This window comes from Rhizobium sp. L9 (genome assembly GCF_002531885.1).
Taxonomy (GTDB): Bacteria; Pseudomonadota; Alphaproteobacteria; order Rhizobiales; family Rhizobiaceae; genus Rhizobium.
On the sequence record NZ_NWSZ01000017.1, the window covers coordinates 59,009 to 84,266 of the forward strand.

Below are 25,258 nucleotides of genomic sequence, written 5' to 3' on the forward strand. Positions count from 1 at the left end.
AAATCCCAGATATATAAATAGTTAACGGATTTTTACCTTTGCCTCTGGACAAGGCGAATCACCCGTGATTCTCTAGGTCAGGTTCGAGCGAGCGGCGCGCGAATCACACGAGGGACAAGGCGAAGAGATGATGGACGTGCGGCGGGCAACCGTGGCCGGAGGACGGCTGCGTGTCGATTTTGACGGGTTGAAGGCCTGGCGAAACAGCCTTTCCGGTCACGCGACATCGGAACCGCTCCTTCGTCATCTGCCGAAGGCGGAACTCATCTTGAAGCGCACCATTCCGGCGCTGATCATTGCCTTCCTCTCCGTCGTCGCCGCCTCGCATTTCTTCGGCATGATGAATGAATATGCCCGCCTGGAGGCTTCCGCACGCCATGCTACCGCGCTCTCGGCGGCGACTGCCTCGGCGGTGTTTGCCGATGTCCCCCAGATCTTCGACAGCGGCGATATCGGCCAAGCGCAGACCCGCCTCACCAAATACCTGCCGCAAGACCGGCTGGACAGCGGCGCTTTCGTGCTGCTGGTGCAGGCTAGCGGCAAGGTTTTCGCCGCCACGACCGCCGGGCTTTCGCATGTCGGCAGCAATGTCGGCGATTTCTTCCCGGAGGTCTCGGCGATCCGGCGTTTCGGCGATCGTGCCGGCGTCATCGAAACCACGATCGGCGGCGTGCCGCACTATGCCGAGATCACTTTGATGGGCAATGCCGGCGGCTACATCGTCGCCGCCACTTCGCTCGAGGACATCAGCCAGGTCTGGCGCGAGGAACTGGCGCTCAACGTCACGCTGTTTGCCGGCATATCCTCGATCCTGCTCGTCATCCTCTACGCCTATTACACCCAGGTGAAGCGCGCCCGCGACGCCGACGATATCTTCCTGGAATCGAACCTGCGCGTCGAGACGGCGCTGTCGCGCGGCCGCTGCGGCCTCTGGGATTTCGATTTCGAGAACCGCGAATTCTTCTGGTCGCGTTCGATGTACGACATGCTCGGCCTGCCGGGTTCGGACAAGACGCTGGGCTTCGGCGAGGCCGCGCGGCTGATGCATCCGGATGATGGCGGCCTCTATGAGATCGCCCGCGCCATCGCTAACGGCCATTCCGGTCAGGTCGACCAGATCTTCCGCATGCGCCATGCCGGCGGCCACTATGTCTGGATGCGCGCCCGCGCCCAGGTGATCCGCAGCAATTCCGGCCGCATGCACCTGATCGGCATCGCCATGGACGTGACCGAACAGCATCGGCTCGCCCAGCGCTATGCCGAAGCCGATCAGCGGCTCGCCGACGCTATCGAATGCACCTCCGAAGCCTTCGTGCTCTGGGACAAGAACGATCGGCTGGTCATGTGCAACACGCATTTCCAGGAAGCCTACGGCCTGCCGGACAGCGTGCTGGTGCCCGGCACCGAGCGCTCGATCGTCAATGCCGCCGCCGCCCGCCCCGTCATCGAGCGGCGGGTCGCCGATGCCGATGGCTCGGGGCGGACGACCGAGGTGCAGCTTGCCGACGAGCGCTGGCTGCAGATCAATGAACGCCGCACGCGCGACGGTGGCAGGGTCTCAGTCGGCACCGATATCACGCTGATGAAACGTCATCAGGAGCGGCTGCGCGAATCCGAACGCCGGCTGATGGCAACGATCGGCGATCTCTCCGCCTCGCGTCAGACGCTGGAGCTCCAGAAAGCCGAGCTTTCGACGGCCAACGCCAATTACCAAGCGGAGAAGGAACGCGCCGAGGCCGCCAACAAGGCGAAGTCGGAATTCCTCGCCAACATGTCGCATGAGCTGCGCACCCCGCTCAACGCCATCCTCGGCTTCTCGGAGATCCTGCAGAACCAGATGTTCGGTCCGCTCGGCTCGCTGAAATACGACGAATATGCCCGCGATATCCATGACAGCGGCAAACATCTGCTCAACGTCATCAATGACATTCTCGACATGTCGAAGATCGAGGCCGGCCATCTGAAGCTGCACCGCGAGCGCATAGACCTCGTGCCGCTGATCGAAGAAAGCCTGCGTTTCACCGCCATTCCGGCCGCCGAAAAGAACATCGTGATCGAGCAGCGCATCTCGTCGGGCCTGACGCTGACGGCCGACCGCCGGGCGATGAAACAGGTGCTGCTCAACCTGCTCTCCAATGCGGTGAAGTTCACCGACAATGGCGGCCGCATCGCCTTGCGCACGCGCCGCGTCGACGGCGCCGTCTTCGTCACCATTGCCGACACCGGCATCGGCATACCACGCTCAGCGCTCTCCAAGATCGGCCAGCCGTTCGAGCAGGTGCAGAGCCAATACGCCAAGAGCAAAGGGGGTTCCGGCCTCGGGCTCGCCATATCCCGCTCGTTGACCTCGCTGCATGGTGGCCGCATGAAGATCCGCTCGCGCGAAGCCGTGGGCACGGTGATCTCGCTGCGCATTCCGGATGAGGCTTAGGCTCCTACTGTATTGACGAAAATCTTCCGCACCGCTTTCGAAAGCCGCTTCACCTCTCCGTCGAGCGTTCTGATGTCAGGGCAGTCGCCGGCACGGCAGACGAGCTCGATCAGGCCGGCCGGCGCGTCGTTCGGGTCGAACTCGCTCTCGATGCAGAGCCGGATCAGCTGTGAAAGACTGGTGTAGAGCGTGAAGGCTTCGAGGCACGTGTCGAGGTCGGCAGTCGCCATCAGTCGGTCACCAAGCAACTTAAGGGCCTCGCCGGTGCTCTTGCCATTCACGACAATGTCGATGCCCTTGGTTGGTGCGATCAACGCCAGATACTGGGCGATGAATTCGAGATCGATGACGCCGCCGGGAATGTGCTTCAAGTCCCAGGGGCCGGATGGCGGCTTTTCCTTGTCGATCAGTTCGCGCATCTCGGCAACGTCATGCGCCACCTTGGCGACGTCGCGGCCGGCCGTCAGCACCTCGCGAATAATACGTTCCGCCTCGGCGATCAGGCTTTCATCGCCCGAAATCAGCCGCGCGCGGCTGAGCGCCATATGCTCCCAGGTCCAGGCCTCCTCGCGCTGATACTTGCCGAAGGCATTGATGCGGGTGGCGACCGGGCCCTTGTTGCCGGAGGGACGCAGCCGCATATCGACCTCGTAAAGTACGCCCTCGGCGGTCGGCGCCGACAGGGCGGCGATCAGTCGCTGGGTGATGCGGGTGAAATAGCGCGTAGAGTCGAGCGGCTTCGGCCCGTCGGATTCTGAAGCCGCTTCGTCATAATCATAGAGCAGGATCAGATCGATGTCGGAACCTGCGGTCAGCTCAAAGCTGCCGAGCTTGCCCATGCCTGATATGGCGATGCGGCCACCCGGATAATCGCCATGCGCCGCCCGCATCTCGCTCACCACGGCATCGAGTGCGGCCGCAATGATGAGATCGGCGAGATGGGTGAAGGCGCGGGCGGCCATTGCGCCATTGATTGCGCCGGTGAGCAGGCGGATGCCGATCAGGAAGCGCTGTTCGGCGGCGAAGATGCGCAGCCGGTCGAGCACTTCCTCATAATGGCGCGCCTGGGCAAGAGAGCCCTTCAGGCGTTCGCCGAGATGCTCGCGGGTCGGCAGCTCGGCCATCAGGCCGGGATCGAGCATGCCGTCGAAGACATGCGGCTTGGCGGCAATCACTTCGGCCAGGCGGGGCGCCGAGGACATGATGTTGACGATCAGCGACAGGAGCGCCGGATTGCTGCCGAGCAGCGAGAAGAGCTGGATGCCGGCGGGAAGGCCCGAGATGAAGCTGTCGAAGCGCAGCAGCGCCTCGTCGGCACGCTTGCTTTCGCCGAAGACGCGCAGCAGCTCCGGTGCCAGCTCCGTCAGTCTTTCACGCGCCTCCACCGATTGCGTCGCGCGATAGCGGCCGTAGTGCCAGGTGCGGATGATGCGCGAAATGTCGGATGGTCTGGTGAAACCAAGCTTCTTCAGCGTCTCCAGCGTGTCCGGGTCGTCGCCCTGGCCGGTGAAGACGAGGTTTCCGGTTTCGCTGGAAAGCTTGCTCTCCTGCTCAAATAGGCGGGCGTAACGACGCTCGACCGTTTTCAGGACGCTGACCAGCCTTTCGGAAAAGCTCGGCGTGTCGGGAAAGCCCATCATGAAGGCGATGCGCTTCAGGTCGACATCGGTCTCCGGCAGAAGATGAGTCTGCTCGTCGCGCACCATCTGGATGCGGTGCTCGACGTCACGCAGGAACCAGTAGGCCTCCGTCAGTTCGTCGCGCGTCTGCTCATCGATCCATTTCGCCTGGGTGAGTTCACGGAGTGTCTCCTCCGTCGCCCGGGCGCGCAGCGCCGGCATGCGGCCGCCGGCAATCAGCTGCTGCGTCTGGACGAAGAATTCGATTTCGCGGATGCCGCCGCGGCCGAGCTTGACATTATGGCCCTTGACGGCGATCGCGCCGTGGCCCTTATGCGCGTGGATCTGCCGCTTGATCGAATGGATATCGGCGATTGCCGCGTAATCGAGATATTTGCGGAAGACGAAAGGGCCGAGTCCGCGCAGGAACTCGCCGCCGGCCGCAAGGTCTCCGGCGACGGCGCGCGCCTTGATGAAGGCCGCCCGCTCCCAGTTCTGGCCCCTGCCCTCATAATAGTTCATCGCCGCGTCAACCGGGATCGCCAGCGGCGTCGAGCCGGGATCGGGACGCAATCTGAGATCGGTGCGGAAAACGTAGCCGTCCGCCGTGCGCTCCTGCAGGATGCGCACCAGCCGGCGCATCATCCTCGGAAAGATGTCGATCGCATCATCCGGATCGGCCACGATGCCGGCCTGTTCGTCGAAGAAGACTACGAGATCGATATCGGAGGAATAGTTGAGTTCGCACGCGCCGAGCTTGCCCATGCCGAGCACGATCAGGCCCGAGCCCTCGCTTGGTTTGGCCGGATCGTGCAGCCTGAGCTTTCCCCCCTCATGCGCCGAAAGCAGCAGATGGTCGATCGCAGCCGCGACCGAAGCCTCGGCAAGCGCGCTCAGCCAGGCCGTTGTCGTCCGGCTGTCGAAAATGCGCGAGAGATCGGCGAGCGCAACGAGAAAAGCGGCCTTGCGCTTGATGATGCGCAGCCTGCTCATCACCACGGATTCCCCCGGCGCCGCCCCTTCACCGTCCGGCCGCCAGCAGCTTCGCGCCTCGGCGATCAGCGCTTCGATCTGCGGCTCCAGCGGTTCGCTGATCGCGCCGGCAAGGACGGCGGGGTCGAGATTGACGATTTCACGCAAGTAGGGCGACAGCGACAGCACGGCGGCGATGAAGTCGCGCACCCGCCCGTCCGTCTTGAGCATTGCCGCAATTAAAGGCTCGCTTTTGCCCGCCTGCTGCAGATCGGTCAGCGCCAGCTTCAGCTCCGTCTGGCTCAGCGGACGCAGTAGCCCTTCAGCGACATCCTTCAGGCCATGCGTCGATTTCGTCAGCATGCGCTCTCCCTGGCTCTGCAGAAGGCGTGGCGATTATCTGGAATTGGGTCGCCGCCTTCGGTTCGGAGGTAACTTAGTGTCCTGGTGGAAAACCGCCAATACGCGATTCAGCCTATCGCAATCGGACAAGACCCTCAGGCGACCTTGGCCGGGAAGATCATGCTGACCGTCAGCCCGCGCTGTTCAGGCTTGTCGGGATTGGTGTCGGAGAGTTCCAGTCGGCCGTTATGCAGCTCCATCACTGCTTCCACCAGCGAAAGCCCGAGCCCTGTGCCGGGCTTCGAACGGCTCTCATCGAGGCGAACGAAGCGCTTCACCACATCGTCGCGCCGATCGGCCGGAACGCCAGGCCCATGGTCGGCCACCGACAGGCAGATGCCGTCCGGATGGCGCGCGAGCTTGAGCGATACTTCGCCCGCCCCTTCGGTATCGGAGGAATATTTGATCGCATTGTCGAGCAGGTTGAAGATCGCCTGGCCGATCAGCTCGCGATTGCCCTGCACCTCGATGCCCGGCTCGACACTGGCGCTGAGGCCGAGACCGGACTCCTCGGCTGCGGGTTCATAAAGTTCGGCACTGTCGGAAACGATTGCCGAAAGCTCGACCGGCGACATCTCCGCCGCGACCGACCCGGCCTCGACGCGGGAGATCATCAGCAGGGCGTTGAAGGTGCGGATCAGCTGATCGGATTCGCTAATAATGCCTTCGAGGGCGACGCGACGCGTATCGCCATCCGTCATATCGAGCGCATCGGCGGCCTTGTTGCGCAGCCGTGTCAGCGGTGTCTTGAGATCATGGGCAATGTTGTCTGAGACCTGTCGCAAGCCTTCATTCAACTTCTCGATACGTTCCAGCATGGTGTTCAGCGACATCGACAGCCGGTCGAACTCGTCGCCGGAGCCGCCGACCGGCAGGCGTTGCGAGAGATCGCCTGCCATGATCTTCTTGCTCGCATCCGACATGCGGTCGATGCGTTTCAGTGCGTTGCGCCCAATGCCGAACCAGATGATGATCGCGCCGAGCCCCATGATCGCCAAAGCCACCATCAGCGCCTGGCGCACCAGCAGGCGGAAACGCTCGGGATCGCCGAGGTCGCGGCCGACCAGGATTCTCAAGCCGTTGTCGAGCACAAAAATGTTGGCGATCGCCTTATGGCGGCGCTCGATACCACCGCCGTCTGTATAACGCTGATAGGCGAAAGGAGCCGAGGTCCAGCCGACCTCCTCGAAGACACCGGGCTGCACCGAGGCGACGTTGCCGGCGAGAATATCCCCCGAAGGACCGGCGATGATGTAGAGATTGGCGCCGGGCTGACGGGCACGCCGTTCCATCGTGCGCAGTAAAAGGTTCATGCCGCCGGTGTCATAGGCGCGCTGCACCTGCTCCACCTCCTGCCGGACGGCGTCGCGAATCTGGCCTGTGAGCAGCCGTTCCGACATCGCCGTCACATAGAAGACGAGGGTCGCGGCGCAGATGGCGAATAGCAGAATGTAGAGTGCCGAAAGGCGGACTGCAGTGGACTTGAAGAGAACCCTGAAGCGGCTCATCCCTCATCCTTGATCATGTACCCCGCACCCCGAATGGTCTTGAGAAGCGGCTGGCTGAAGTCCTTCTCGATCTTCGAGCGCAGGCGCGAGACATGGACGTCGATGACGTTGGTCTGCGGGTCGAAGTGATAGTCCCACACATTTTCGAGCAGCATCGTTCGGGTGACCACCTGGCCGGCATTCTTCATCAGATATTCGAGCAGGCGGAACTCGCGCGGCTGCAGCGGGATTTCCTTGCCGCCGCGGCGCACCTCGTGGGATAGCCGGTCGAGTTCAAGATCGCCGACGCGATAGACGACGTCCTGTTCCGGCGTGCCCTTGCGGCGGCCGAGCACTTCGACGCGCGCCAGCAGCTCACTGAAGGCATAGGGCTTTGGCAGGTAATCGTCGCCGCCGGCACGAAGGCCGGTGACGCGGTCGTCGACCTGGCCAAGGGCGGAGAGGATGAGGACCGGCGTATGGATGCCCTTGCGGCGCAATTCGCTGATGACCGAAAGTCCGTCCCGGCGCGGCAGCATGCGATCGATGACGATAACGTCGTAGGTGTTCTCCGACCCCATGAACAAGCCGGCCTCGCCGTCACTGGCGTGATCGGCGACGATGCCCGCCTCACGAAAGGCTTTCGTGAGGTAGGCCGCGGCTTCGAGATCATCTTCGATGATGAGAATCTTCATGCGGCCGACATTACCCACCGGCTGCGTTTCGGCAAGGCTCAAAGCATCTTGCTGCGGGGCGGCGTTCATCGCGATCATCCTTGAAAGGTCAGAAGAAACGAGCCGCGCGGACGTTGGTCCGCACGGCTCCGATTTTCTTTGTGGATCAGCCCTGGCCGTTGATCGGAAGCGCGACGAAACGGCTTCCTTCGCTGGACTGGATCTGGAACAGCGCGCGGGTGCGGCCGTCCTTCTTGGCCTGATTCAGCACCTTGACGACATCGGCGGCAGTGGAAACCTCCTGATTGTTGACCGATGTGATCTTTTCGCCTTCCTTGATGCCCTTGTCGGCGGCGTCAGAGTCGGGATCGATGCCGGTGATCGTCAGGCCCTTGCCGTCATCGGAGGGGCCGACGGTCAGGCCAAGATCGGCAAGCGCCTTCTCGGAAGCCGGTGCCTCAGGCTGCTGCGGCTGATTGTTGTTGTCGTCGGCGTTGGCATCCTTCTGATCGGCCGGCAGCGTGCCGAGTTCGACGGTGAGCGACTGGGCTTTGCCGGCGCGCCAGACCGAAAGCTCGGCCTTGCTGCCCGGCTGCATCGCGCCGATGCGGCGGCTGAGATCACGGGCATCCTTGATCGTTTCGCCATTGAGTGCCGTGACGACATCACCGGCCTTCATGCCGGCCTTGTCACCCGGCGATCCGGGCTGCGGGGCGACAACGAGGGCGCCGCTCGGCTCGGAAAGGCCGATGGACTCGGCGATATCCTTGGTCACCGGCTGGATCTGGACGCCCAACCAGCCGCGGGAAACCTGGCCATCCTTCATCAGATCGGCGACGACATCCCTTGCGGTCGAGGCGGGAATCGCGAAGGCAATACCGACGCTGCCGCCCGAAGGCGAGAAGATCGCCGTGTTGATGCCGACGACTTCGCCGTTGAGGTTGAAGGTCGGACCGCCGGAGTTGCCGCGGTTCACGGCCGCATCCACCTGCAGGTAATCGTCATAGGGACCGGAGCCGATGTCGCGGCCGCGGGCCGAAACGATGCCGGCCGTCACCGTGCCACCGAGACCGAAGGGATTGCCAACGGCGACAACCCAGTCGCCGACGCGGACATTGTTGTCGTCGGCCCAGTTGACATAGGTGAACTTCTTACCCTTGCCGTCGACCTTGAGGACGGCGAGATCAGTGCGCGGATCCTTGCCGATCAGCTTGGCATCGAGTTCGGTGCCGTCATTCATGACCGCAACGAAGGCCTGGCCGTCGGAAACCACGTGGTTGTTGGTAACGATATAGCCGTCTTCGGAGATGAAGAAGCCGGAGCCTTGAGCGACCGGGCGCAGACGGCCCTTACCGGGACCATTCGGGCCACCCGGACCATTCTGGCCGAAGCGCCGCTGGTGGCCCTGCTCGTCGTTCGGATCCTGGCCGAACTGCTTGAAGAACCGCTTCAGCGGGTGATCGTCAGGCAGATCGTCGAAGCCGCGGCCGTTGAAATCGAAGGAGAAGCCGTCATTGTCGGCGACGGGGTTGACGCGGTTTTCGACGCGAACGGAAACGACGGCGGGTGAAACGGCATCGACGACATTGGCGAAGCTCGGCACGGCAGGCGCCTGAACCTTGACAGCTTCAGCGTAAGACCGGGTGATTTCGAGCGGAACGCCGGTTGCGAGCACAGCGGCTGCGATACCGGCGACGGTAGAAGCCTTGAGCACCGTGGCGAGGGACGGACGTCCGTTGAAATTCTTGAGCATTGGAGCACCTTCTCTTGTTCTTAGATCTTCAGACCGGCGGCGCCGGATCAGTCGATGACTTAAGATATAGGATGGCGCACCTTACTGCGAACTGTCCAGCCAATGAAAAGTTGGTAATGTTTGTGATCTCTGCTTGCCCGAATTCGGGCCATCGCGACGAAGGATCGCCATCCAGCGTTACTTATCTAAAAGCTCACTCAGCTTCGCCTGCTCTTCCGGCGTCAGCTTGCTTCCGGTCGGCCTGCCTGTCCTCTTGCGCGCAAAGACGAGCAGCGACGCGCCGCCGGCAAGGACCAGCAGCACCGGGGCGCCCCAGAGCAACAGCGTCCTCACGCTGAACCTCGGCTTCAGAAGCACGAACTCGCCGTAGCGCGAGACGATATAGTTGAGCACCGCCTCATCGCTGTCGCCGTTGCTGATGCGCTCACGCACAAGCAAGCGGAGATCCTTGGCGAGCTCGGCATTGGAATCGTCGATCGACTGATTCTGGCAGACCATGCAGCGCAGTTCGGCCGATAGCGCCCGGGCGCGGGCCTCCAGCGCCGGATCCGCCAGCACCTCGTCGGGATTGACGGCGAAGGCGGAAACGGGTGCGAAGAACACGAACACGGCGACGAGGAGACGGGAGAGACGCATCATTCCGCCGGCTCCATCGCAGGAGCTGCGGCCTTCGCCTTTCGGCGCGGGGCGCCGACGCGCAGGCGCCGGTCGGAGAGCGACACGCAGCCGCCGGCGGCCATGATCAAGGCGCCGCCCCAGATGCACAGGATGAACGGCTTCCACCAGATGCGCACGACGATGCCGCCGTCCTTGGTGGCGTCGCCGAGCGAGACATAGAGCTGGCTGAGGCCGAAGGTCAGGATGCCCGCCTCCGTCGTCGGCATCTGCCGGGCGGTGTAGAGCCGCTTGGCCGACCAGGTATCGGCAATGGTGACACCGGCGCGGCGGATGGTGAAGTGGCCGCGCTCCTCGGTGTAGTTCGGTCCCCTGCCCGCTCGCATGCCGTCGAACTCAAGGCTGTAGCCACCGGCTTCGACCGTGGCGCCCGGCTTCATCTCGGCGACATGTTCGCTCTGGAAGGTGGTGACGGCGACGATGCCGAGCACGCTGACGCCGAGCCCGGCATGGGCGAGCGCCGTGCCTAAGGCTGAGCGCGGCAGGCCCAACAGGCGGCGCCAGGCGATGGAGCCCGCCACCTTGCCGATGCCGGCCCGATACCAGAGATCGGCAATGGCGCCGAGGATCAGGAACAGCCCGGCCGCCAGCCCGAGCACCGACAACACCGGCCCGCCATGTTGGAGATAGAAGAAGGCGACCGCGGCAAGAAATGCCAGGCTTGCAACGGCATAGAGCCGCTGCAGGGCGCCGAGCAGATCGCCGCGCTTCCAGGCCAGCAGCGGCCCGAACGGCACGATGACGAGCAGCGGCGCCATCAGCAGGCCGAAGGTCAGGTTGAAGAAAGGCGGCCCGACGGAGATCTTGTCGCCGGTCAGCGTCTCCAACAGCAGCGGATAGAGGGTGCCGGTCAGCACCGTGCCGCAGGCGACCGTCAGGATCAGATTGTTGAGGACGAGCGCCCCTTCACGCGAGATCGGCGCAAACAGCCCGCCGGCCGAAAGCTTCGGCGCCCGCAGGGCAAACAGCGACAGCGCCCCGCCGATGAAGATCAAGAGGATCGAGAGGATGAAGACGCCGCGGGTGGGATCGCTGGCGAAGGCATGCACCGAAGTCAGCACGCCGGAGCGCACCAGGAAGGTGCCCATCAGCGACAGCGAGAAGGTCAGGATCGCAAGCAGCACCGTCCAGATCTTCAGCGCCTCCCGCTTTTCCATGACGAGGGCCGAATGCAGCAGCGCGGTTCCGGCAAGCCAAGGCATGAAGGAGGCGTTCTCCACCGGATCCCAGAACCACCAGCCGCCCCAGCCGAGCTCGTAATAGGCCCAGTAGGAGCCCATGGCGATGCCGAGCGTCAGACAGGTCCAGGCCGCCAGCGTCCACGGCCTGACCCAGCGCGCCCAAGCGGCGTCGATGCGGCCTTCGATCAGGGCTGCCACGGCAAAGGAGAAGCAGACGGAAAAGCCGACATAGCCGAGATAGAGCAGCGGCGGATGGATGGCGAGCCCGATATCCTGCAGCACCGGATTGAGATCGCGGCCCTCGGCCGGGGCCGGATCGAGCCGCAGGAAGGGATTGGAGGTCAAGAGAATGAACAGGGTGAAGGCGAGCGAGATCCAGGCTTGCACGGCAAGTACATTGGCCTTCAGCGTCTCCGGCAAATTGGCGCCGAAGATCGCGACCAGGGCGCTGAACAGCGCCAGGATCAGCAGCCAGAGCATCATCGATCCCTCGTGATTGCCCCAGACGCCCGAATATTTGTAGATCAGCGGCACCAGCGAATGCGAATTCTCCCAGACGTTCTCGACCGAGAAGTCGGAGACGACATGGGCATAGGTCAGGACGGCAAACGCAAAGGCGACGAGCGCAAACATGACAAGCGAGCCGACGCTCGCCACATCCATCATCGCCGGATCATGGCGGCGGGCGCCGATTACCGGCACGATCGAGACGATCAGCGCCGTCGCCAGCGCCAGCACCAAAGCGTAATGGCCGATCTCGATGATCATGGCGTTGCTTTCGCCTCCTGCCCCTGGCCGGCTCCCCCTTGGCCTTCCTGCCACAGCCCCTGCTGCTTCAGCTTGTCGGCCACCTCCTTCGGCATATAGGTCTCGTCATGCTTGGCAAGCACGGTGTCGGCGGTAAAGACATTGCTGCCTGGGGCAAACATGCCCTCGGTGACGACCCCCTGGCCCTCGCGGAATAGATCGGGCAGGATGCCGGTATATCTGACCTTCACCGCATTGGCGCTGCCGTCGGTGACGGAAAACTCCACCGTCGAGCCGGCGCCGCGCACGACGCTGCCCGCCCCGACCAAGCCGCCGAGCCGGATGCGGGTCTCCGGCGCCACCGGCGTCTTGGCAAGATCGGCCGGCATGTAGAAATAGGCCACCGATTGGCTGAAGGCGAACATCACCAACAACACCGCCGCCAGGATGAAACTCATCCCGCCAGCAATCACCGCAAGGCGCTTCTGCTTGCGCGTCATTGCGTCATTCCCTCCGTGGCTATCCCAAGCTCCCTGGCAAGCGCCAGCAATTGCCGGCCCTGCTCGCCGGACGGCGGAAAGGCGGCCAGCCCGCGCTTCAGGGCGTCGGCTGCGCGATTCTTATCGTCCAATACGGCGTAAGAGCGGACGAGCCGGATCCATCCCTCGAAATTGTTGGGATCCTCGCTGAGTTTGGCATCAAGGCTTTCGACCATGCCGCGGATCATCTGCTGGCGATCGCCGGCGCTCATGTTTCCAGCCGCCGCCACATCTTCCGACGTCGGTCCGCCAGGCGCAGCCGGCTGAGCCGCACCGCCGTTCTTGGCGATATGTTCATTGACCAGCGGCAGCCAGGGTGCATCGGCCGGCGATTGCTGCGCCAGCGCCTCGAAAGCCCGGCGGGCCTCGTCGGCCCGTCCCGCCTGTTCCATGCTGAGCGCGATGTAGAAGCGGGCACGCGGATTATCGGGCTCCAGCGTCAGCGACTGTTCCAGCGCCTGACGCGCTTCCTCCGTCACGACGCCGTCCGAAACCGCCATCAGCGTCTCGGCAAGGCCGTCGAGCCGGATCGGGCTCGGGCCTAGAAGCCGGATCGCATTGCGGTAGGCGACCTCGGCATCGGCAATCCGCATCGTGCGGAAATAGATCGGCGCCAGTACGTCCCAGCCCTTGCCGTCGTCGGGATTCTGAGCCAGATGCCGCTCCGCCTTGGCGATCAGCACCGCCACGTCGTCGCCGGGATTTTCCAGCCGCGCTTCCAGCGGCTGCGACGGCAGATCCGGCCTGCCCGTCGTCAAATAAAGACAGAGTCCGAGCACCGGCAGGATCAAGAGGACGAAGACTTCGACGAGATGGTGATGCCGTGCGGGTTTGTCTACCGTCTCCGGCTCTGCGGCAGAGACGGCGATCAGCCGCCGGCCGATTTCGGCCCTGGCGTAATCAGCCTCCTCAGGCGTGATAAGCCCGCCAGCAAGATCGCGGTCGAGTTCGCGCAATTGGTCGCGATAAACTGCCGCCTCGCCGGCGCGGCTGTTCTGCGCCGCCTTCGCACCACGCAGAAGGGGATAGAGCAGGATGACGGCGACGGCTGCCGTCAGAACGGCAACGAGAATCCAGAACAGCATATGGGCCCAAATACGTGAAGCACACGCCTATTCCAACTGCCAAAGCCGGAATGACGAAGATTTGAGGCTATTCGCCGCAATTTAGGCTGAACGACTTCAGCCGAGCGGCGACCAGCTGCCGTCGTCGTTGCGGCAGGCTGCACCCCGTGCCACGGTTTCCTTGCCGTCGACGGTCAGCGTATGGGTATATTGCCGGCAGTTCTGCGAGCCGACCTGATAGGGTGCGGCCGCCACGACCTTGCCTGTGACCTCCTTGCCGCTCCAGACCACCGGTTGGCCGACCGCCGCCCCTTCGAGCGCCCGATACTCCGCCTCGAGCGCCCGCTGTTTGTCGCTATCGCTCAAGCTCACGCCGCTGCGGCCGACGATGCCGCCCTGGAGCGCGGTGATAAAGGCGGCCGAGGCGGATGGCTTGCTCGAAAAAATGCCACGCGAAGCGGCACCCTTCGTCGTCGTGCAGCCGGTGAGCGCGACGGCGAGAAGAAGGATGGAAACCATCATGCCTTGCGAGCGTAGAATCATTGCGTCGAACCACGATCAGAGGTCAAATTCAGCCGATCGAAGTGCAGCGTCCCCGTGTCAGCATTGTGGCAAAGCATGCTATACATTTGCCACTATCCTTGTGACATCAAGCAGTTGGTCATGCAACATCCTTTGTGACGCCAGGCAGGATAAGCTTCGCCTTCAGCCCGCCCCATTCACCGCGGGACAGTTCGAGCCTTCCCTGGTATTCGTTGGAAATTTCGGTGACGATCGAAAGGCCCAGGCCGGTTCCAGGCTTGCTTTCGTCGAGCCTGCGGCCACGCTTCAGCGCCTCGCGGATCTGGTCGGGCTCAAGGCCGGGGCCGTCATCCTCGACGGCAAGCTCCACCCAGCGTCGACGGGCGCTCGCCTCCGCCCCTTTCACGTCCTCGCCAGCCTCGACGGCCGAAAGCCGCACCCTGCTCTTGGCGAAACGCGCCGCATTTTCCAGGAGATTGCCGACGGTTTCCTCGAGATCCTGCTGTTCCATGGCAACGGCAAGATGCGGCGGCGACACGACAAGATCGAATTCGGTATCGACGTTCAGCCGGCGCATGACGCGCACCAGCCGCTCCAGCGCCGGCTCGGCATCGGTGCGGGCGAGCACGGATTCGCGCTGGGCGGCGATGCGGGCCCGGTTGAGATAGGATTGCACCTGCCCCTGCATCGATTCCGCCTGGCTGCGCACCAGTTCGCCATGAGACTTTTCAAGGACGCGTGCCTCGTTGAGGAGAACCGCAATCGGCGTCTTCAGCGAATGGGCGAGATTGCCGACCTGCATGCGCGCCCGCTCGACGATGCGGCGGTTGCTGTCGATCAGCGCGTTGACCTCGTTGGCGAGCGGCAGGATTTCGCGCGGGAAGTCGCCCTTCAGCTGCTCGCTCTCGCCGGCTCGGATGCGCTCCAACGCGGCGCGCGCCTTGTCGAGCGGCTTCAGGCCATAGAGGATCGCCAGCGCATTGACGATCAGGCTGCCGACGCCGAAACCGGCAAGCGCCAGATAGAGGCTGTGGGAAAATGTGCGGACATCGTCCTCGACGACGTCGACATTGCCGGTGACGCGGAAGCGCGCCGCTCGCCCGTCCGTGTCGAGCACCACTTCGGTTTCGGCCACCTGCACCCGGTTGCCGGAGGCATCCGTCACCTGGTAGTAGCGCTCATAATTCTTGTCGAAAGGCGCCTCGACGACGGAGGGTACCGGAATGAGCGCCGAGCCGAGAGAGGGCGAGACCAGCGGCGCGGTGGTATAAGTGCCGAGCGGCTCCACCACCCAATACCAGCCGGTCTTGGGCTGGGCGAAACGCAGGTCGCCGAGCTGCGGGCTGCCGCTCAACGCCCCCTGATCGCCGATCGTCACCGAATTGATGACGTTATAGAGCTGCGCCCGCAGCAGATCCTGAAAACCGCGTTCGGCGCTCTTACGGTAGAGCGTCGAGATCAGCAGGCCGATCACCACCAGGGCCACCGTCGACCAGACCGTGGTCAGCAGCAACACGCGTGCGGTGAGCGACTTAATTCGCATGTTTCGGCGCTTGGATGCGGTAGCCGAGACCGCGCACCGTTTCGATCAGATCGACGCCCATCTTCTTGCGCAGACGGCCGACAAAGACCTCGATCGTGTTGGAATCGCGGTCGAAATCCTGATCGTACATGTGCTCGACGAGCTCGGTGCGCGAGACGACCTCGCCCATGTGATGCATGAGATAGGCCAGCAGGCGATATTCGTGCGAGGTCAGCTTCAGCGTCGTGCCGTTGACCGTCGCCTTCGAGGATTTGGTGTCGAGCCGCACCGGCCCGCAGACGATCTCGGAGGATGCGTGGCCGGCGGCGCGCCGGATCAAGGCCCGAATGCGCGCCAGAACTTCCTCGACATGGAAAGGCTTGGTGACATAGTCGTCGGCGCCGGCGTCAATGCCAGCGACCTTGTCGCTCCAACGGTCGCGCGCCGTCAGGATCAAGACCGGCATGCCGCGGCCGGCGCCGCGCCATTTTTCCAGCACCGTCACACCGTCCATCTCCGGCAGGCCGATATCGAGAATGATGGCGTCATAGGGTTCGGTGTCGCCGAGGAAATGGCCCTCTTCGCCGTCGAACGCCTGGTCGACGACATAGCCCGCCTCCTTCAATGTGTCGGTCAGCTGCCGGTTCAGGTTGACGTCGTCTTCGATTACCAGGATGCGCATCGGTCCGCCTTCGTCCGCTTCAAATCGATCGTGTTTGAATAGACCGATTCCGCTTACATCGGAACCTTTACCGTTACCTTGCGTGGACGCTGGCCATTGCCCGACACGAGAACGGTAATGATGCAGCTATCGCCCACCGGTTGCACGGATAGGAGCTGCCCGCCCGTCTGTTCGACGACCTGGGCTGCGGCGGCGCTGCAATCGCCAGCCACGCGCAGGACGAGGGTGCCCGCGCCGTCCGGTGAGGGCGCCGATGCCACCAGTCCGGCGGCCACTACTGCGACGCTCAGAGGAAAGGCCATGTCTTACGCTTTCAAGGTAATTCCAACTTGCTGCGAATATGTACCCACGCGACCTGAATGGCAAATGAATGCGCTGTAATACAGGGCGTTTAGAACCATTCGCCTGTTCGACAAAAACGATTCCTGCGATCGGAAACCACGCTCGCAGCAGGCAGAGGCGGCGCTTTCTCCGCTCCCCAAATGAACCTCGCCAGACGGGATCAATGCCTTTGCCATCGCGCCGCGGGCAAGCCGACCGGTGGTCGGCGATTGGGCCACAGCGTTGCCGGGAAAGCGGCGGCAAGGCGGTCGATATCGCCGATTTCCGTGCGCAGCAGGTCGTCCTGAAATTGTACCGGCCGATCTCTATTTCCGGCTGGAGAAAAAGCGCCGGGCTGCAATCCGAATCGACGGCGGCTGCTTTCACCGGGGGATCGAAACTGTTATGGCTTGGTTGCTCCCGTTTCAGGCCGTTTCAGCACCGATGCCCATTTCCTTTCGCTTCCGCTCGGCGCAGACGGTCATCGTCCTCGCCGTCACCCAGCTGATCGGCTGGGGCACGACCTTCGACATGCTCGGAGTCATGGGCCGCATCGTGGCGGCCGATCTCGGCATGGCGAACGAGGTGGCGTTCGCCGGCCTGACGATCATGATGATGGTCAGTGCGATCCTCGGTCCGGTGACCGGTCGCTGCCTTGCCCACTATGGCGCCGCCCGGGTGCTTTCGGCGGCTTCTGTGACCTTTGCGCTCGGCCTCTCTCTGCTTGCCGGCGCAAACGGCGTCATTCTCTATGCCGCCGCCTGGATGGTGATCGGCGTCGGCGGCGCGCTTGGCCTGTCGGCGCCCGCCTACACTGCAGTCGTGGAGCGCGAAGAGATGAACGGCAAGCGCGTCGTCGCCGTCCTGATGCTGTTCACCGGGCTCTCGAGCGCTGTCTTCTGGCCGATCCTCAGCCTGCTCAACGACACCTTCGGGTGGCGCCTGACCTTCCTCATCTGCGCGGCGCTACAATTGTTCCTATGCCTGCCGCTGCATCTTTTCGCCCTGCCCAGCCCGATCGCCGCCCAGGTCGGCGGCGGCGCGGCCGACATCGCCCCGGTGACGCTGTCGAAGGCGGCGCGGCGCAGAGCCTTTCTGCTGATCGCCGCCTCGACGACCATCACCACCTTCATCACCTTCGGCATCTCGCCATCGCTGCTGGAGATCTTCCGCCAGTCCGGCGCCTCGCCGGCTTTCGCGCTGCAACTCGGCTCGGCCCGCGGCATTCTCGGCATCTCGGCACGGTTCCTCGACATGCTGCTCGGCCGGCGCGGTAATCCGATCCTCAGCGCCGCTACTGGCATCGGGCTGATGCTGACGGGCTTCCTGGTGATGCTGGTCGCCAGTCCTTCGACGCCGCTGCTCGTCACCTTCATCCTGTTCTACGGCTTCGGCGCCGGCGTGATGACCGTCGCCCGCGCGCTTCTGCCGCTGGCCCTGTTTTCGCCGCGCGAATTCGGACTGCAGTCGGCCCGATTGTCGCTGCCGCAAAACCTTGCCAATGCCGTCGCTCCCGTCGTCTTCACCGCCATCCTCGATCGCGCCGGCACCAGCCCGGCGCTCTTCGCCGCAGCCGTGCTTGCGGCATTGTCGCTGGCTTTCGTGATGATGCTGATGACGCTGGTGCGTGGCGCGCAGTCATCGCAGCCGAGCCCCGCCACTCGTAGGCAGGCGGATTTGCGAATCTTCTGAATCGCTTGCCGCGGCTTTTCTAAAAGGCGCCTTCAGTGGCTCAGAAGTTTATTCAACTGTGCGATTCGACTCCGGAAGATCGCTCATCCAATCGAAGCTTAAGCACTGCCCGGCTCGAGCCAATCGATTGCAAGTTCAGAGCGGCTGCGTCACGGCCGTGCGGCTGTCGTAATCAGCAGCGATGCGTTTTTCCCGGAGCGGGCGGACGCGCTCGATCGAGCGCTGATAATCGGGGTGCGCCTTGTAAGCGGCGAGAGCCGCCGCATCATCGAATTCGCCATAGACCACAAGATCGATCTCGGTGCCCAGCTGATCGGTCTTCACGTTCGTGCCGATTTCCAGCAGTCGCGCGTGCGGAATGCCGGTCAGGATCGAAAGTCCCGCCCTCACCTCCTCCAGATGTTCCTCCTGCACGGTGAAGAAGACGATATGGCGGATCACGCGGAAGCTCCTGTCAGATTCCAGAGGGTTGGCCCGCGCGATAACACGCGCGCCGCAGGCCTTCAACCGCGCGCCCGGTCCTGCGCGGCATCCGGACGTACTGCCGCATGAAAGGCCATGGCGTAACCCGCAAGTTTCTCGGCCCGGTCGGTGCCGTTGACGATGCGGCGCGCATTGACCCAATCCTCGGTCGTCGCATTCAGGTGATCGGCAAGTTTGTGACCGGTAAAGCTGCCCTGCAGCATGCCTTCGATCAGGATCGTCACCGCCGCATCCATCTCCATTGCCCGATCGGGATCGGCGACGAGATCGATGCCGGTCAGCGCGCTCATCGCCTCGTAATTGCGCTTATGAGTGAGCTGCACCAGTCCGCGCCCGAGCCAGCAGCGGCCGTCCTCGTCCGGCCGCCAATAGGGCGTCTTCACCCAGGAGAGCCGGCCCGCGGCAAAGGCAGTCTCCAGGATCTCGACGGCGCGCAGATCGCTTTCGGCCAGCGTCTCGCGCACCGGCTGCATCGTATAGGCGGTTTCATGATAGGCTGTGGCAAGGATATAGGCGAGCCATCGGCGATCGGCGTGGGTGAACCGCTTTTCCCAGGCGTCGAGAATCGCCGTCATGCCCACCACCTGAGGCTGAGTCAGCTCGCCTTTGAAAAGCTCTTGGCGCACCGCATCAAAAAAGAATACACGATCCATGTGGACAACCATTCCGCGCTTCCCGTAAACGTTACGGTTAAAACCGTCTTAATCGATTAAAATAAACTTAATCGTTTTAAGTGCCTAAGCCCCTGATTTACATTCCTTTTGGCTTATGCGATGCATTTTCTTGCCCTGAAGCCTTACCACCACAAGAGGAGACTTCCGATGCAGGCGCCCGCCAACACACAGCCCACTATTCCCCAGCATGTCCTCGACCAGATGGAAAATGAGTGGCGCCAGATTCGCCCTGAGCGCGAGAATACCCGTCCGAGCCAGCAGCCTCAACAGCAGCGCTGAGAAATACAGCAAAGCGGTGCGGATGTAAGGCCCGGGCTCATTGCGCTGCGGCCTCAAGCCGGTTTCCAGCGACCGGCTGAAGACGGCTCTGTTCCTAAGTGCGCGCCATTAGAACCAGAGCACCCTGAATGCGGCAGACGCCTTCCTCAGCCAGCGTCTGCGCATCAGCACAGCCGGCCCGCATGAGGGCCGAACGCAATGCATCGACCCAGCGGATGAAATAACCAGCGATCGCCGAGAAAAACCGCTCACGGGTGTCGTGGAGCGCGAAGGCGCCGACGAGGCAGATGCGGCCCCCGGCGCGGAAGTAATCATTCACATTGTCCCACATTGCCGCGATCGCCTGACGGGCGTCGTCATGCCACAGCGGCCGATATCGCCTGCGACGCGATTTAAAGACCGAGCTCGGTCAGGCCGGGGTGGTCATCCGGCCGCCGGCCGAGCGGCCAGTGGTATTTGCGCTGCGTTTCCCGGATCGGCAGATCGTTGATGCAGGCAAAACGGCGCTGCATCAAGCCCGCCGCGTCGAATTCCCAATTCTCATTGCCATAGGAGCGGAACCAGTTGCCGCTGTCATCGTGCCATTCATAGGCAAAGCGGACGGCGATGCGATTGTTGGTAAAGGCCCAGATTTCCTTGATCAGCCGGTAATCCAGCTCCTTGGCCCATTTGCGGGTGAGGAAAGCGACGATCTCGGCGCGGCCGTTGATGAATTCGGCGCGGTTGCGCCAGCGACTATCCGGCGTATAGACGAGCGAGACGCGCTCGGGATCTCGACTGTTCCAGCCGTCCTCAGCGAGACGAACCTTCCGGGTGGCGGTCTCGAGGGTGAAGGGCGGGACGAGGCTGGACATGATCTTTCTCCTGTATTGAGTTGTCGTGACTGTAGCGATTGGTAAAAACATCAGCGAGCATCATGCTCACCTACCTTCTGCTCGGTTGAGATTGCGGCTCCAGCGCAACGGCAGGGCATCCGGGCGAAGCACGATGCTCTCGGGCTTAAAACGCCACAGCCTTTCGGCCCTTTCAAAGCTGGCGAGTTCAGGCGAAGACAGCAATATTTCGGCCCTTCCGGTGATCTGCAGCATATCGCCGGTTTCGAAATCGACGAAGACCAGCCCGGCCGTCGGATTAACGAGAAGATTGCCGAGCGTGTTGAAGAACCGGTTGCCGGGAAAATCGGGGATGGTCAGCACGCCGTCGGTACCGAGCCGCACGAAGCCGGCATTGCCGCCGCGATGGGAGACATCCACCTGCCGCTCACCATTCTCACGATCGACATAGGAGGCGACGAAAAACGTATCGGCGCTCCCGATCATCCGCCGCGCCCGGTCGTCGAGGCTGACGGAGTGAAGCGGCCGCATCGAGGTGGGCTTATCGGGATCGCGGACAAAGACGGCTGAGCGCGGCTGGATATATTGCGGACAGTTGCCGAAGCTCTGGCCGACCCGCAGGCGGAAAGCCTCGGCATCGGTCCTGCGGATCACGCCGTTCAGCCGATTGCGCCTGCGGGTCTCGAGCTGGATGCCGAGCAGCGCGATCGCGTCTCCATCTTCCATGCCTGCGTCGGCAGGATCGTCCGGGTCGCGGCGCAGATCCACGTCGAGAGCCTCCGGCACCGGTGAGGACATGAATCCCGGGCGCCCCGCCCGCACAGTTGCCCAGACATCGCCCTTGGCGTCGACCGCGCCGAGCACGACGAAAGGCAGCATCGGAAAGAAGGCGCGGTGCTGTTCGGGCATGGCCTTGCGAATGAAATTGCGCCCTGGCCCGTCCATGCGGTCGACGGCGCCGATACTGCGCTGCATGGCAAGTTCGCCCTCATGCCAGGGCGATGCGGCACCCTGTCCTGTCTCATTCAGCATCATGGCCTCCTTGTGGGATCATCGGGAAGCCGGGACGGCAATCCGCCCCGGCGACTGTTCATGCGGCAAGGCCGATCTTCGTCTTCCGAAAGCCGACGAAACCCGGCAGCGCCTCGATGCGCGCAAGCCATGCGCGGACGCTCGGATAGGCCGAGATATCGACATTGCCCTCCGGCGCATTGGCGATGTAGCTGTAAAGCGCGATGTCGGCGATCGTCGGCCTGTCGCCGAGCAGGAAGCTGTCGCCGCCGAGCTCCGCCTCGACCAGTGCGAGGATGCGGTGCGCCCGGGCAATCACCTCCTCCGTACGGAAATCAGCGCCGAAGACAGTGACCAGACGGGCCGCACACGGCCCGTAGGCAATCTCGCCCGCCGCGACCGACAGCCATTTCTGTATCCGCGCCGCAGCAACCGCTTCCTCCGGCAGCCAATCGGTGCGGCCGTATTTGCGCGAGAGATAGACGAGGATGGCGGAGGAATCGGCAATGATCGTGCCGTCGTCATCGAGAACCGGCACCTGGCCAAAGGGATTGAGCTTGAGGAACTCCGGCGCCTTGTGGGCGCCTGCCGCCAAGTCGACCTCGAACAGTTCATGGGGCACATCAAGCAGCGACAGGAAAAGATGGGCACGATGCGAATGGCCGGATAGCGGGTGATGGTAGAGTTTCATGATGGCTCCTCTGGCAACGAAGGCGATTAGCGATGGCTGCTCGGAACCATCGGCAGCGAATCTACGGCCTTCCGCTGAGTTGGAGTAGAATGCTAATCTGAAAGACAGATTTCCAATTTATGGAAGGATAGGATGGACCGCCTCGAAGCCATGACCGTGCTTCTCACCGTCGTCGAACAAGGCAGCCTGTCGGCCGCCTCGCGGCATCTGCACTCGCCGCTTGCCACCGTCAGCCGCAAGGTTTCGGAACTCGAAGCACATCTGGGCGCCCGGCTCTTGCAACGGACCAACCGGAAGATCGGGTTGACGGAGGCCGGCCGCGCCTATGTCGAGGCGGCGCGGGAGATTCTCGACCGCTTGGAAGAGGCGGAGCGGACGGCGGCCGGCGAATACCGCGCACCGAAGGGTGATCTGACGATGACGGCGCCGATCGTCTTCGGTCGGCTGCATGTCCTGCCCATCGTCGTGGATTTTCTGAAGGCCTATCCCGATATCAATCTCAGGCTGATGCTGGGCGACCGGCTGGCGAACCTCGTCGAGGATCATATCGATCTGGCGCTCAGGATCGGCAATCTGGCCGATAGCAGCCTGATCGCCACAAGGCTCGGCGCGATTCGCCGCACGGTCTATGCAAACCCGGATTATGTTGCCCGGCACGGCGCAATCCGCCACCCCAGCGATCTTTCGGTGCATGACTGCATCACGTTCGAAGGCATGGCCTCGACGCGAAGCTGGACATTCGTCGAGGGCAAACGCGACCTCGTTGTGCCGATCCGATCACGACTTGCCGTCAACACCGCCGAGGCGGCCGTGGATGCCGCCGTCGCCGGTCTTGGCATCACCCGCGTGCTCTCCTACCAGGCCGCCCGCGCCGAGAAGGCAGGCCTGCTGGCGCCACTGCTTGCCGATTTCGAACCGCAGCCGGCGCCGGTGCATCTCGTCTATCCCTCGCAGGGGCTGGTGCCACTGAAACTGCGGGCCCTCATCGATTTCGCGACGCCGCGCCTGCGCGCCGCGCTGAAGTAGCCCGCAGCTTCAGGCCAGCTTGCCCTCTTCCGCCTTATAGAAATACTGGCTGGCGACCAGCCAGCCTTTCAGTGGCCTGAGCGGCGGAATGCAGGTGGCGAGCATGAAGGGACCGGTGACGAGAAGATGCGCCCAGATCGGCGCCGAGAAAGCCACCTCCAGCCAGACGCCGAGCAACACGCTCGGGATGCAGGCGAAGCAGATGACGAAGAAGGCCGGGCCGTCAGCCGGATCGGCGAAAGAATAATCGAGGCCGCAGGCTTCGCACTGCGGCTGCAGCGTCAGGAAGCCCTTGAACATATGACCCTGCCCACAGCGCGGGCAGCGTCCCCTGATGCCGGTCTGCATCGGAGGAAGCGGGGGATATTCCGTGTCCATGATGATTGATCCTATCTCACGGCTCATTCAATGCCGCGCAATGTATGCATTCAATACAAATACATTGTACGGAAGACACCGATCAATCTGCCAGATTGCCGCAGAAGCCCCCGAACGATCAAGGGGCCGGTCGCAGATGGGCGCAAACCATTCGAAGAGCGGCCTGGAGGCCGCGACGCGGCCGGATCAAAAGAACGAAGCCGCCATCTCCGGCGGTCCTTCCAGCGCATGGGCCATGAACTCCAATGCGCCTTGCAATTTCTGGCGTGCAATCGGGCCGCCGAGGCAGACCCGGACAGCCTCAGGCGCGGCACCCTTGACCGTGAAGGCATCGCTTGCCACCACGCCGATGCCAGCGGAATGCATATGGCTGCCGAAGGTGGAACGGGTCCAGCCGTTGGCCAGAGGCAGCCAGATATTGAAGCTGATCGGATCGGCGCGGTAGCTGCCGGCGGGCAGAACGGCGGCGACCATCTGCTGGCGGGCGCCCGCCTCTGCGCGAATGAAGCGGAGGATCGCATCGGCCGTGCCATCCTCGATCCAGCGGGTGGCGAGTGCCATATTCAACGGCGAGGCCATGACATTGTTTGCGCGCATGGCGCTGACGAAGGGCCACACCGCCCTGGTGTCGGGCGCCACGACATAGGCAATGCGCAGGCCCGCGCCGAGGCATTTCGCCAGGCCGCCAATATGCCAGGTCAGATCGGGCGCCATCGCCGCAATCGGCGCAGGCCCTTCTTGCGGAATGAAGCCGTAGGCATCGTCCTCGACGATCGGCAGGTGATATTTGCGGGCGACGGCTGCGATTTCCTCACGGCGGCCGGCGGGAATCGTCAGCGTCGTCGGGTTCTGCAGCGTCGGATTGAGATAGAGCGCCTTCGGCTTCAACCGCTCGCAGGCCGCGGCCAAAGCATCCGGCCGGATTCCATCCCCGTCCATCGGCAGGCCGGCAAGCTTGAGCCGCAACTGGGCTGCGATCGAGCGCATCCCGGGATAGGTGATGATTTCCGAAAGTACGGTCTCGCCGGGCTTGGCCAGCAGGCCGAAGATCGCCAGGAGAGCCGGATGGGCGCCCGGCGTGACGAAGAACCGCTCCTGCGAGGGCTTCAGACCGCGGCGGCCGAGCCAGGCGGCGGCGGCCTCCTTGTCCACGACTGAGCCGCCGAAGCCTTGATAACGCAAAAGCGGGATCAGACTCGCGGCTACCGCCGACATGCCTTCACGCATGCGGGCGATCAACTCCAGATCGTCCGGTTCCGGCGGTAGGTTCATCGAGAAGTCGACAACCGACGCACGGCGGGGATCGGGCGGGTAATCGGCGCCTAAGTCCTGGTGCTGCCTGACGGCAGCGCCGGTGACGAAAGTGCCTCGACCGACATGGGAATCAACGAGGCCGCGCTTCTGCGCCTCGACATATCCTCTCGCCACCGTGGTGAAATCGACGTTCAGCCGTTTGGCAAGTACGCGCTGCGGCGGCAGCCGGTCACCTGCTACCAAGTGACCGCTGCGCAGATCCATTTCGATCAGATCGGCGATCGCCATGTAGCGCGGGCTGCTGCTGCGGCTGAGATCGGGATGCCAGTCCTTCATGTCGTGATCC

The 25,258-nt window shown here is 63.2% G+C and carries 22 protein-coding genes and 2 pseudogenes; 4 read left to right on the top strand and 20 right to left on the bottom strand.

Going from position 1 to position 25,258, the window contains the following annotated elements; genetic code table 11:
- Nucleotides 1-127 precede the first annotated feature (127 nt).
- Nucleotides 128-2,431, top strand: coding sequence for an ATP-binding protein (locus tag CO660_RS17590; protein ID WP_097599813.1), 2,304 nt, complete (start codon nt 128-130; stop codon nt 2,429-2,431).
- Here CO660_RS17590 and CO660_RS17595 read toward each other — a convergent pair.
- The 12 genes from CO660_RS17595 to CO660_RS17650 all read right to left on the bottom strand — a co-directional run bounded on the left by CO660_RS17595 (nt 2,428) and on the right by CO660_RS17650 (nt 16,572).
- Nucleotides 2,428-5,385, bottom strand: coding sequence for a bifunctional [glutamine synthetase] adenylyltransferase/[glutamine synthetase]-adenylyl-L-tyrosine phosphorylase (locus CO660_RS17595; RefSeq protein WP_097599814.1), 2,958 nt, complete (start codon nt 5,383-5,385; stop codon nt 2,428-2,430). The genes CO660_RS17590 and CO660_RS17595 overlap by 4 nt on opposite strands.
- Nucleotides 5,386-5,519: 134 nt before the next feature.
- Complete coding sequence (locus tag CO660_RS17600) at nt 5,520-6,932, bottom strand: HAMP domain-containing sensor histidine kinase (RefSeq protein WP_097599815.1); 1,413 nt, start codon at nt 6,930-6,932, stop codon at nt 5,520-5,522.
- On the bottom strand, nt 6,929-7,675 hold the full coding sequence (locus tag CO660_RS17605) for a response regulator transcription factor (RefSeq protein ID WP_097599931.1): 747 nt from the start codon (nt 7,673-7,675) through the stop codon (nt 6,929-6,931). The genes CO660_RS17600 and CO660_RS17605 overlap by 4 nt, the downstream gene beginning before the upstream one ends.
- Nucleotides 7,676-7,751: 76 nt before the next feature.
- Nucleotides 7,752-9,338 carry a Do family serine endopeptidase gene (locus tag CO660_RS17610; RefSeq protein WP_097599816.1) on the bottom strand — a complete coding sequence of 529 codons (1,587 nt, stop codon included), beginning with the start codon at nt 9,336-9,338 and terminating at the stop codon, nt 7,752-7,754.
- Between the two features lie 177 nt (nt 9,339-9,515).
- On the bottom strand, nt 9,516-9,977 hold the full coding sequence (locus tag CO660_RS17615) for a cytochrome c-type biogenesis protein (protein ID WP_097599817.1): 462 nt from the start codon (nt 9,975-9,977) through the stop codon (nt 9,516-9,518).
- Complete coding sequence (locus tag CO660_RS17620) at nt 9,974-11,962, bottom strand: heme lyase CcmF/NrfE family subunit (RefSeq protein WP_097599818.1); 1,989 nt, start codon at nt 11,960-11,962, stop codon at nt 9,974-9,976. Before CO660_RS17620 ends, CO660_RS17615 begins: the two co-directional genes overlap by 4 nt.
- Nucleotides 11,959-12,441 carry a cytochrome c maturation protein CcmE gene (gene ccmE, locus CO660_RS17625; RefSeq protein WP_097599819.1) on the bottom strand — a complete coding sequence of 161 codons (483 nt, stop codon included), beginning with the start codon at nt 12,439-12,441 and terminating at the stop codon, nt 11,959-11,961. Before ccmE ends, CO660_RS17620 begins: the two co-directional genes overlap by 4 nt.
- Entirely contained in the window at nt 12,438-13,565 is a 1,128-nt protein-coding gene (ccmI, locus tag CO660_RS17630; protein WP_097599820.1) for a c-type cytochrome biogenesis protein CcmI, read from the bottom strand. The genes ccmE and ccmI overlap by 4 nt, the downstream gene beginning before the upstream one ends.
- Before the next feature lie 96 nt (nt 13,566-13,661).
- Nucleotides 13,662-14,087 carry a hypothetical protein gene (locus CO660_RS17635; protein WP_085777500.1) on the bottom strand — a complete coding sequence of 142 codons (426 nt, stop codon included), beginning with the start codon at nt 14,085-14,087 and terminating at the stop codon, nt 13,662-13,664.
- A 118-nt stretch (nt 14,088-14,205) separates the two neighbouring features.
- Nucleotides 14,206-15,609: a HAMP domain-containing sensor histidine kinase gene (locus CO660_RS17640; RefSeq protein ID WP_064706664.1), complete on the bottom strand. Its 1,404-nt coding sequence runs from the start codon at nt 15,607-15,609 to the stop codon at nt 14,206-14,208.
- Nucleotides 15,599-16,270: a response regulator transcription factor gene (locus CO660_RS17645; RefSeq protein WP_085777499.1), complete on the bottom strand. Its 672-nt coding sequence runs from the start codon at nt 16,268-16,270 to the stop codon at nt 15,599-15,601. The genes CO660_RS17640 and CO660_RS17645 overlap by 11 nt, the downstream gene beginning before the upstream one ends.
- Nucleotides 16,271-16,323: 53 nt before the next feature.
- Nucleotides 16,324-16,572: a hypothetical protein gene (locus tag CO660_RS17650; RefSeq protein WP_085777498.1), complete on the bottom strand. Its 249-nt coding sequence runs from the start codon at nt 16,570-16,572 to the stop codon at nt 16,324-16,326.
- A 463-nt stretch (nt 16,573-17,035) separates the two neighbouring features.
- Here CO660_RS17650 and CO660_RS17655 point away from each other — a divergent pair, with 463 nt between their 5' ends.
- Entirely contained in the window at nt 17,036-18,283 is a 1,248-nt protein-coding gene (locus CO660_RS17655; RefSeq protein ID WP_097599932.1) for an MFS transporter, read from the top strand.
- A gap of 135 nt (nt 18,284-18,418) precedes the next feature.
- On the opposite strand, the gene CO660_RS17660 is transcribed toward CO660_RS17655, so the two are convergent.
- The gene (locus tag CO660_RS17660; RefSeq protein WP_085780018.1) at nt 18,419-18,724 is read right to left on the bottom strand and encodes a Dabb family protein; all 306 of its coding nucleotides are present in this window, start codon (nt 18,722-18,724) and stop codon (nt 18,419-18,421) included.
- A 33-nt stretch (nt 18,725-18,757) separates the two neighbouring features.
- Nucleotides 18,758-19,431: pseudogene (locus CO660_RS17665) on the bottom strand (hypothetical protein); the annotation flags it as partial.
- A gap of 156 nt (nt 19,432-19,587) precedes the next feature.
- On the opposite strand from CO660_RS17665, the gene CO660_RS34315 reads away from it, so the two are divergent.
- Nucleotides 19,588-19,719: a hypothetical protein gene (locus CO660_RS34315; protein ID WP_259668252.1), complete on the top strand. Its 132-nt coding sequence runs from the start codon at nt 19,588-19,590 to the stop codon at nt 19,717-19,719.
- Between the two features lie 60 nt (nt 19,720-19,779).
- On the opposite strand, the pseudogene CO660_RS17670 reads toward CO660_RS34315, so the two are convergent.
- From CO660_RS17670 to CO660_RS17685, 4 genes and pseudogenes are all read right to left on the bottom strand, one after another.
- Nucleotides 19,780-20,095, bottom strand: a pseudogene (locus CO660_RS17670) (TetR/AcrR family transcriptional regulator); the annotation flags it as partial.
- A gap of 16 nt (nt 20,096-20,111) precedes the next feature.
- The gene (locus CO660_RS17675; protein ID WP_097599821.1) at nt 20,112-20,573 is read right to left on the bottom strand and encodes a nuclear transport factor 2 family protein; all 462 of its coding nucleotides are present in this window, start codon (nt 20,571-20,573) and stop codon (nt 20,112-20,114) included.
- 66 nt (nt 20,574-20,639) lie between these two features.
- On the bottom strand, nt 20,640-21,584 hold the full coding sequence (locus CO660_RS17680) for a pyridoxamine 5'-phosphate oxidase family protein (RefSeq protein WP_097599822.1): 945 nt from the start codon (nt 21,582-21,584) through the stop codon (nt 20,640-20,642).
- A gap of 58 nt (nt 21,585-21,642) precedes the next feature.
- Nucleotides 21,643-22,254 (bottom strand): glutathione S-transferase, encoded by a 612-nt coding sequence (locus CO660_RS17685; protein WP_097599823.1) that lies wholly within the window; start codon nt 22,252-22,254, stop codon nt 21,643-21,645.
- 132 nt (nt 22,255-22,386) lie between these two features.
- Between CO660_RS17685 and CO660_RS17690 the strand changes: the two genes are divergently transcribed.
- Nucleotides 22,387-23,280, top strand: a complete 894-nt coding sequence (locus CO660_RS17690) for a LysR family transcriptional regulator (protein ID WP_097599824.1) — start codon at nt 22,387-22,389, stop codon at nt 23,278-23,280.
- A 9-nt stretch (nt 23,281-23,289) separates the two neighbouring features.
- Here the strand turns inward: CO660_RS17690 and CO660_RS17695 are convergent, their stop codons facing one another.
- Nucleotides 23,290-23,658, bottom strand: a complete 369-nt coding sequence (locus tag CO660_RS17695) for a DUF983 domain-containing protein (RefSeq protein WP_085777495.1) — start codon at nt 23,656-23,658, stop codon at nt 23,290-23,292.
- Between the two features lie 186 nt (nt 23,659-23,844).
- A complete protein-coding gene (locus tag CO660_RS17700) occupies nt 23,845-25,248 on the bottom strand; it encodes a PLP-dependent aminotransferase family protein (protein ID WP_097599825.1) in 1,404 nt (467 codons plus the stop codon).
- Nucleotides 25,249-25,258 lie beyond the last annotated feature (10 nt).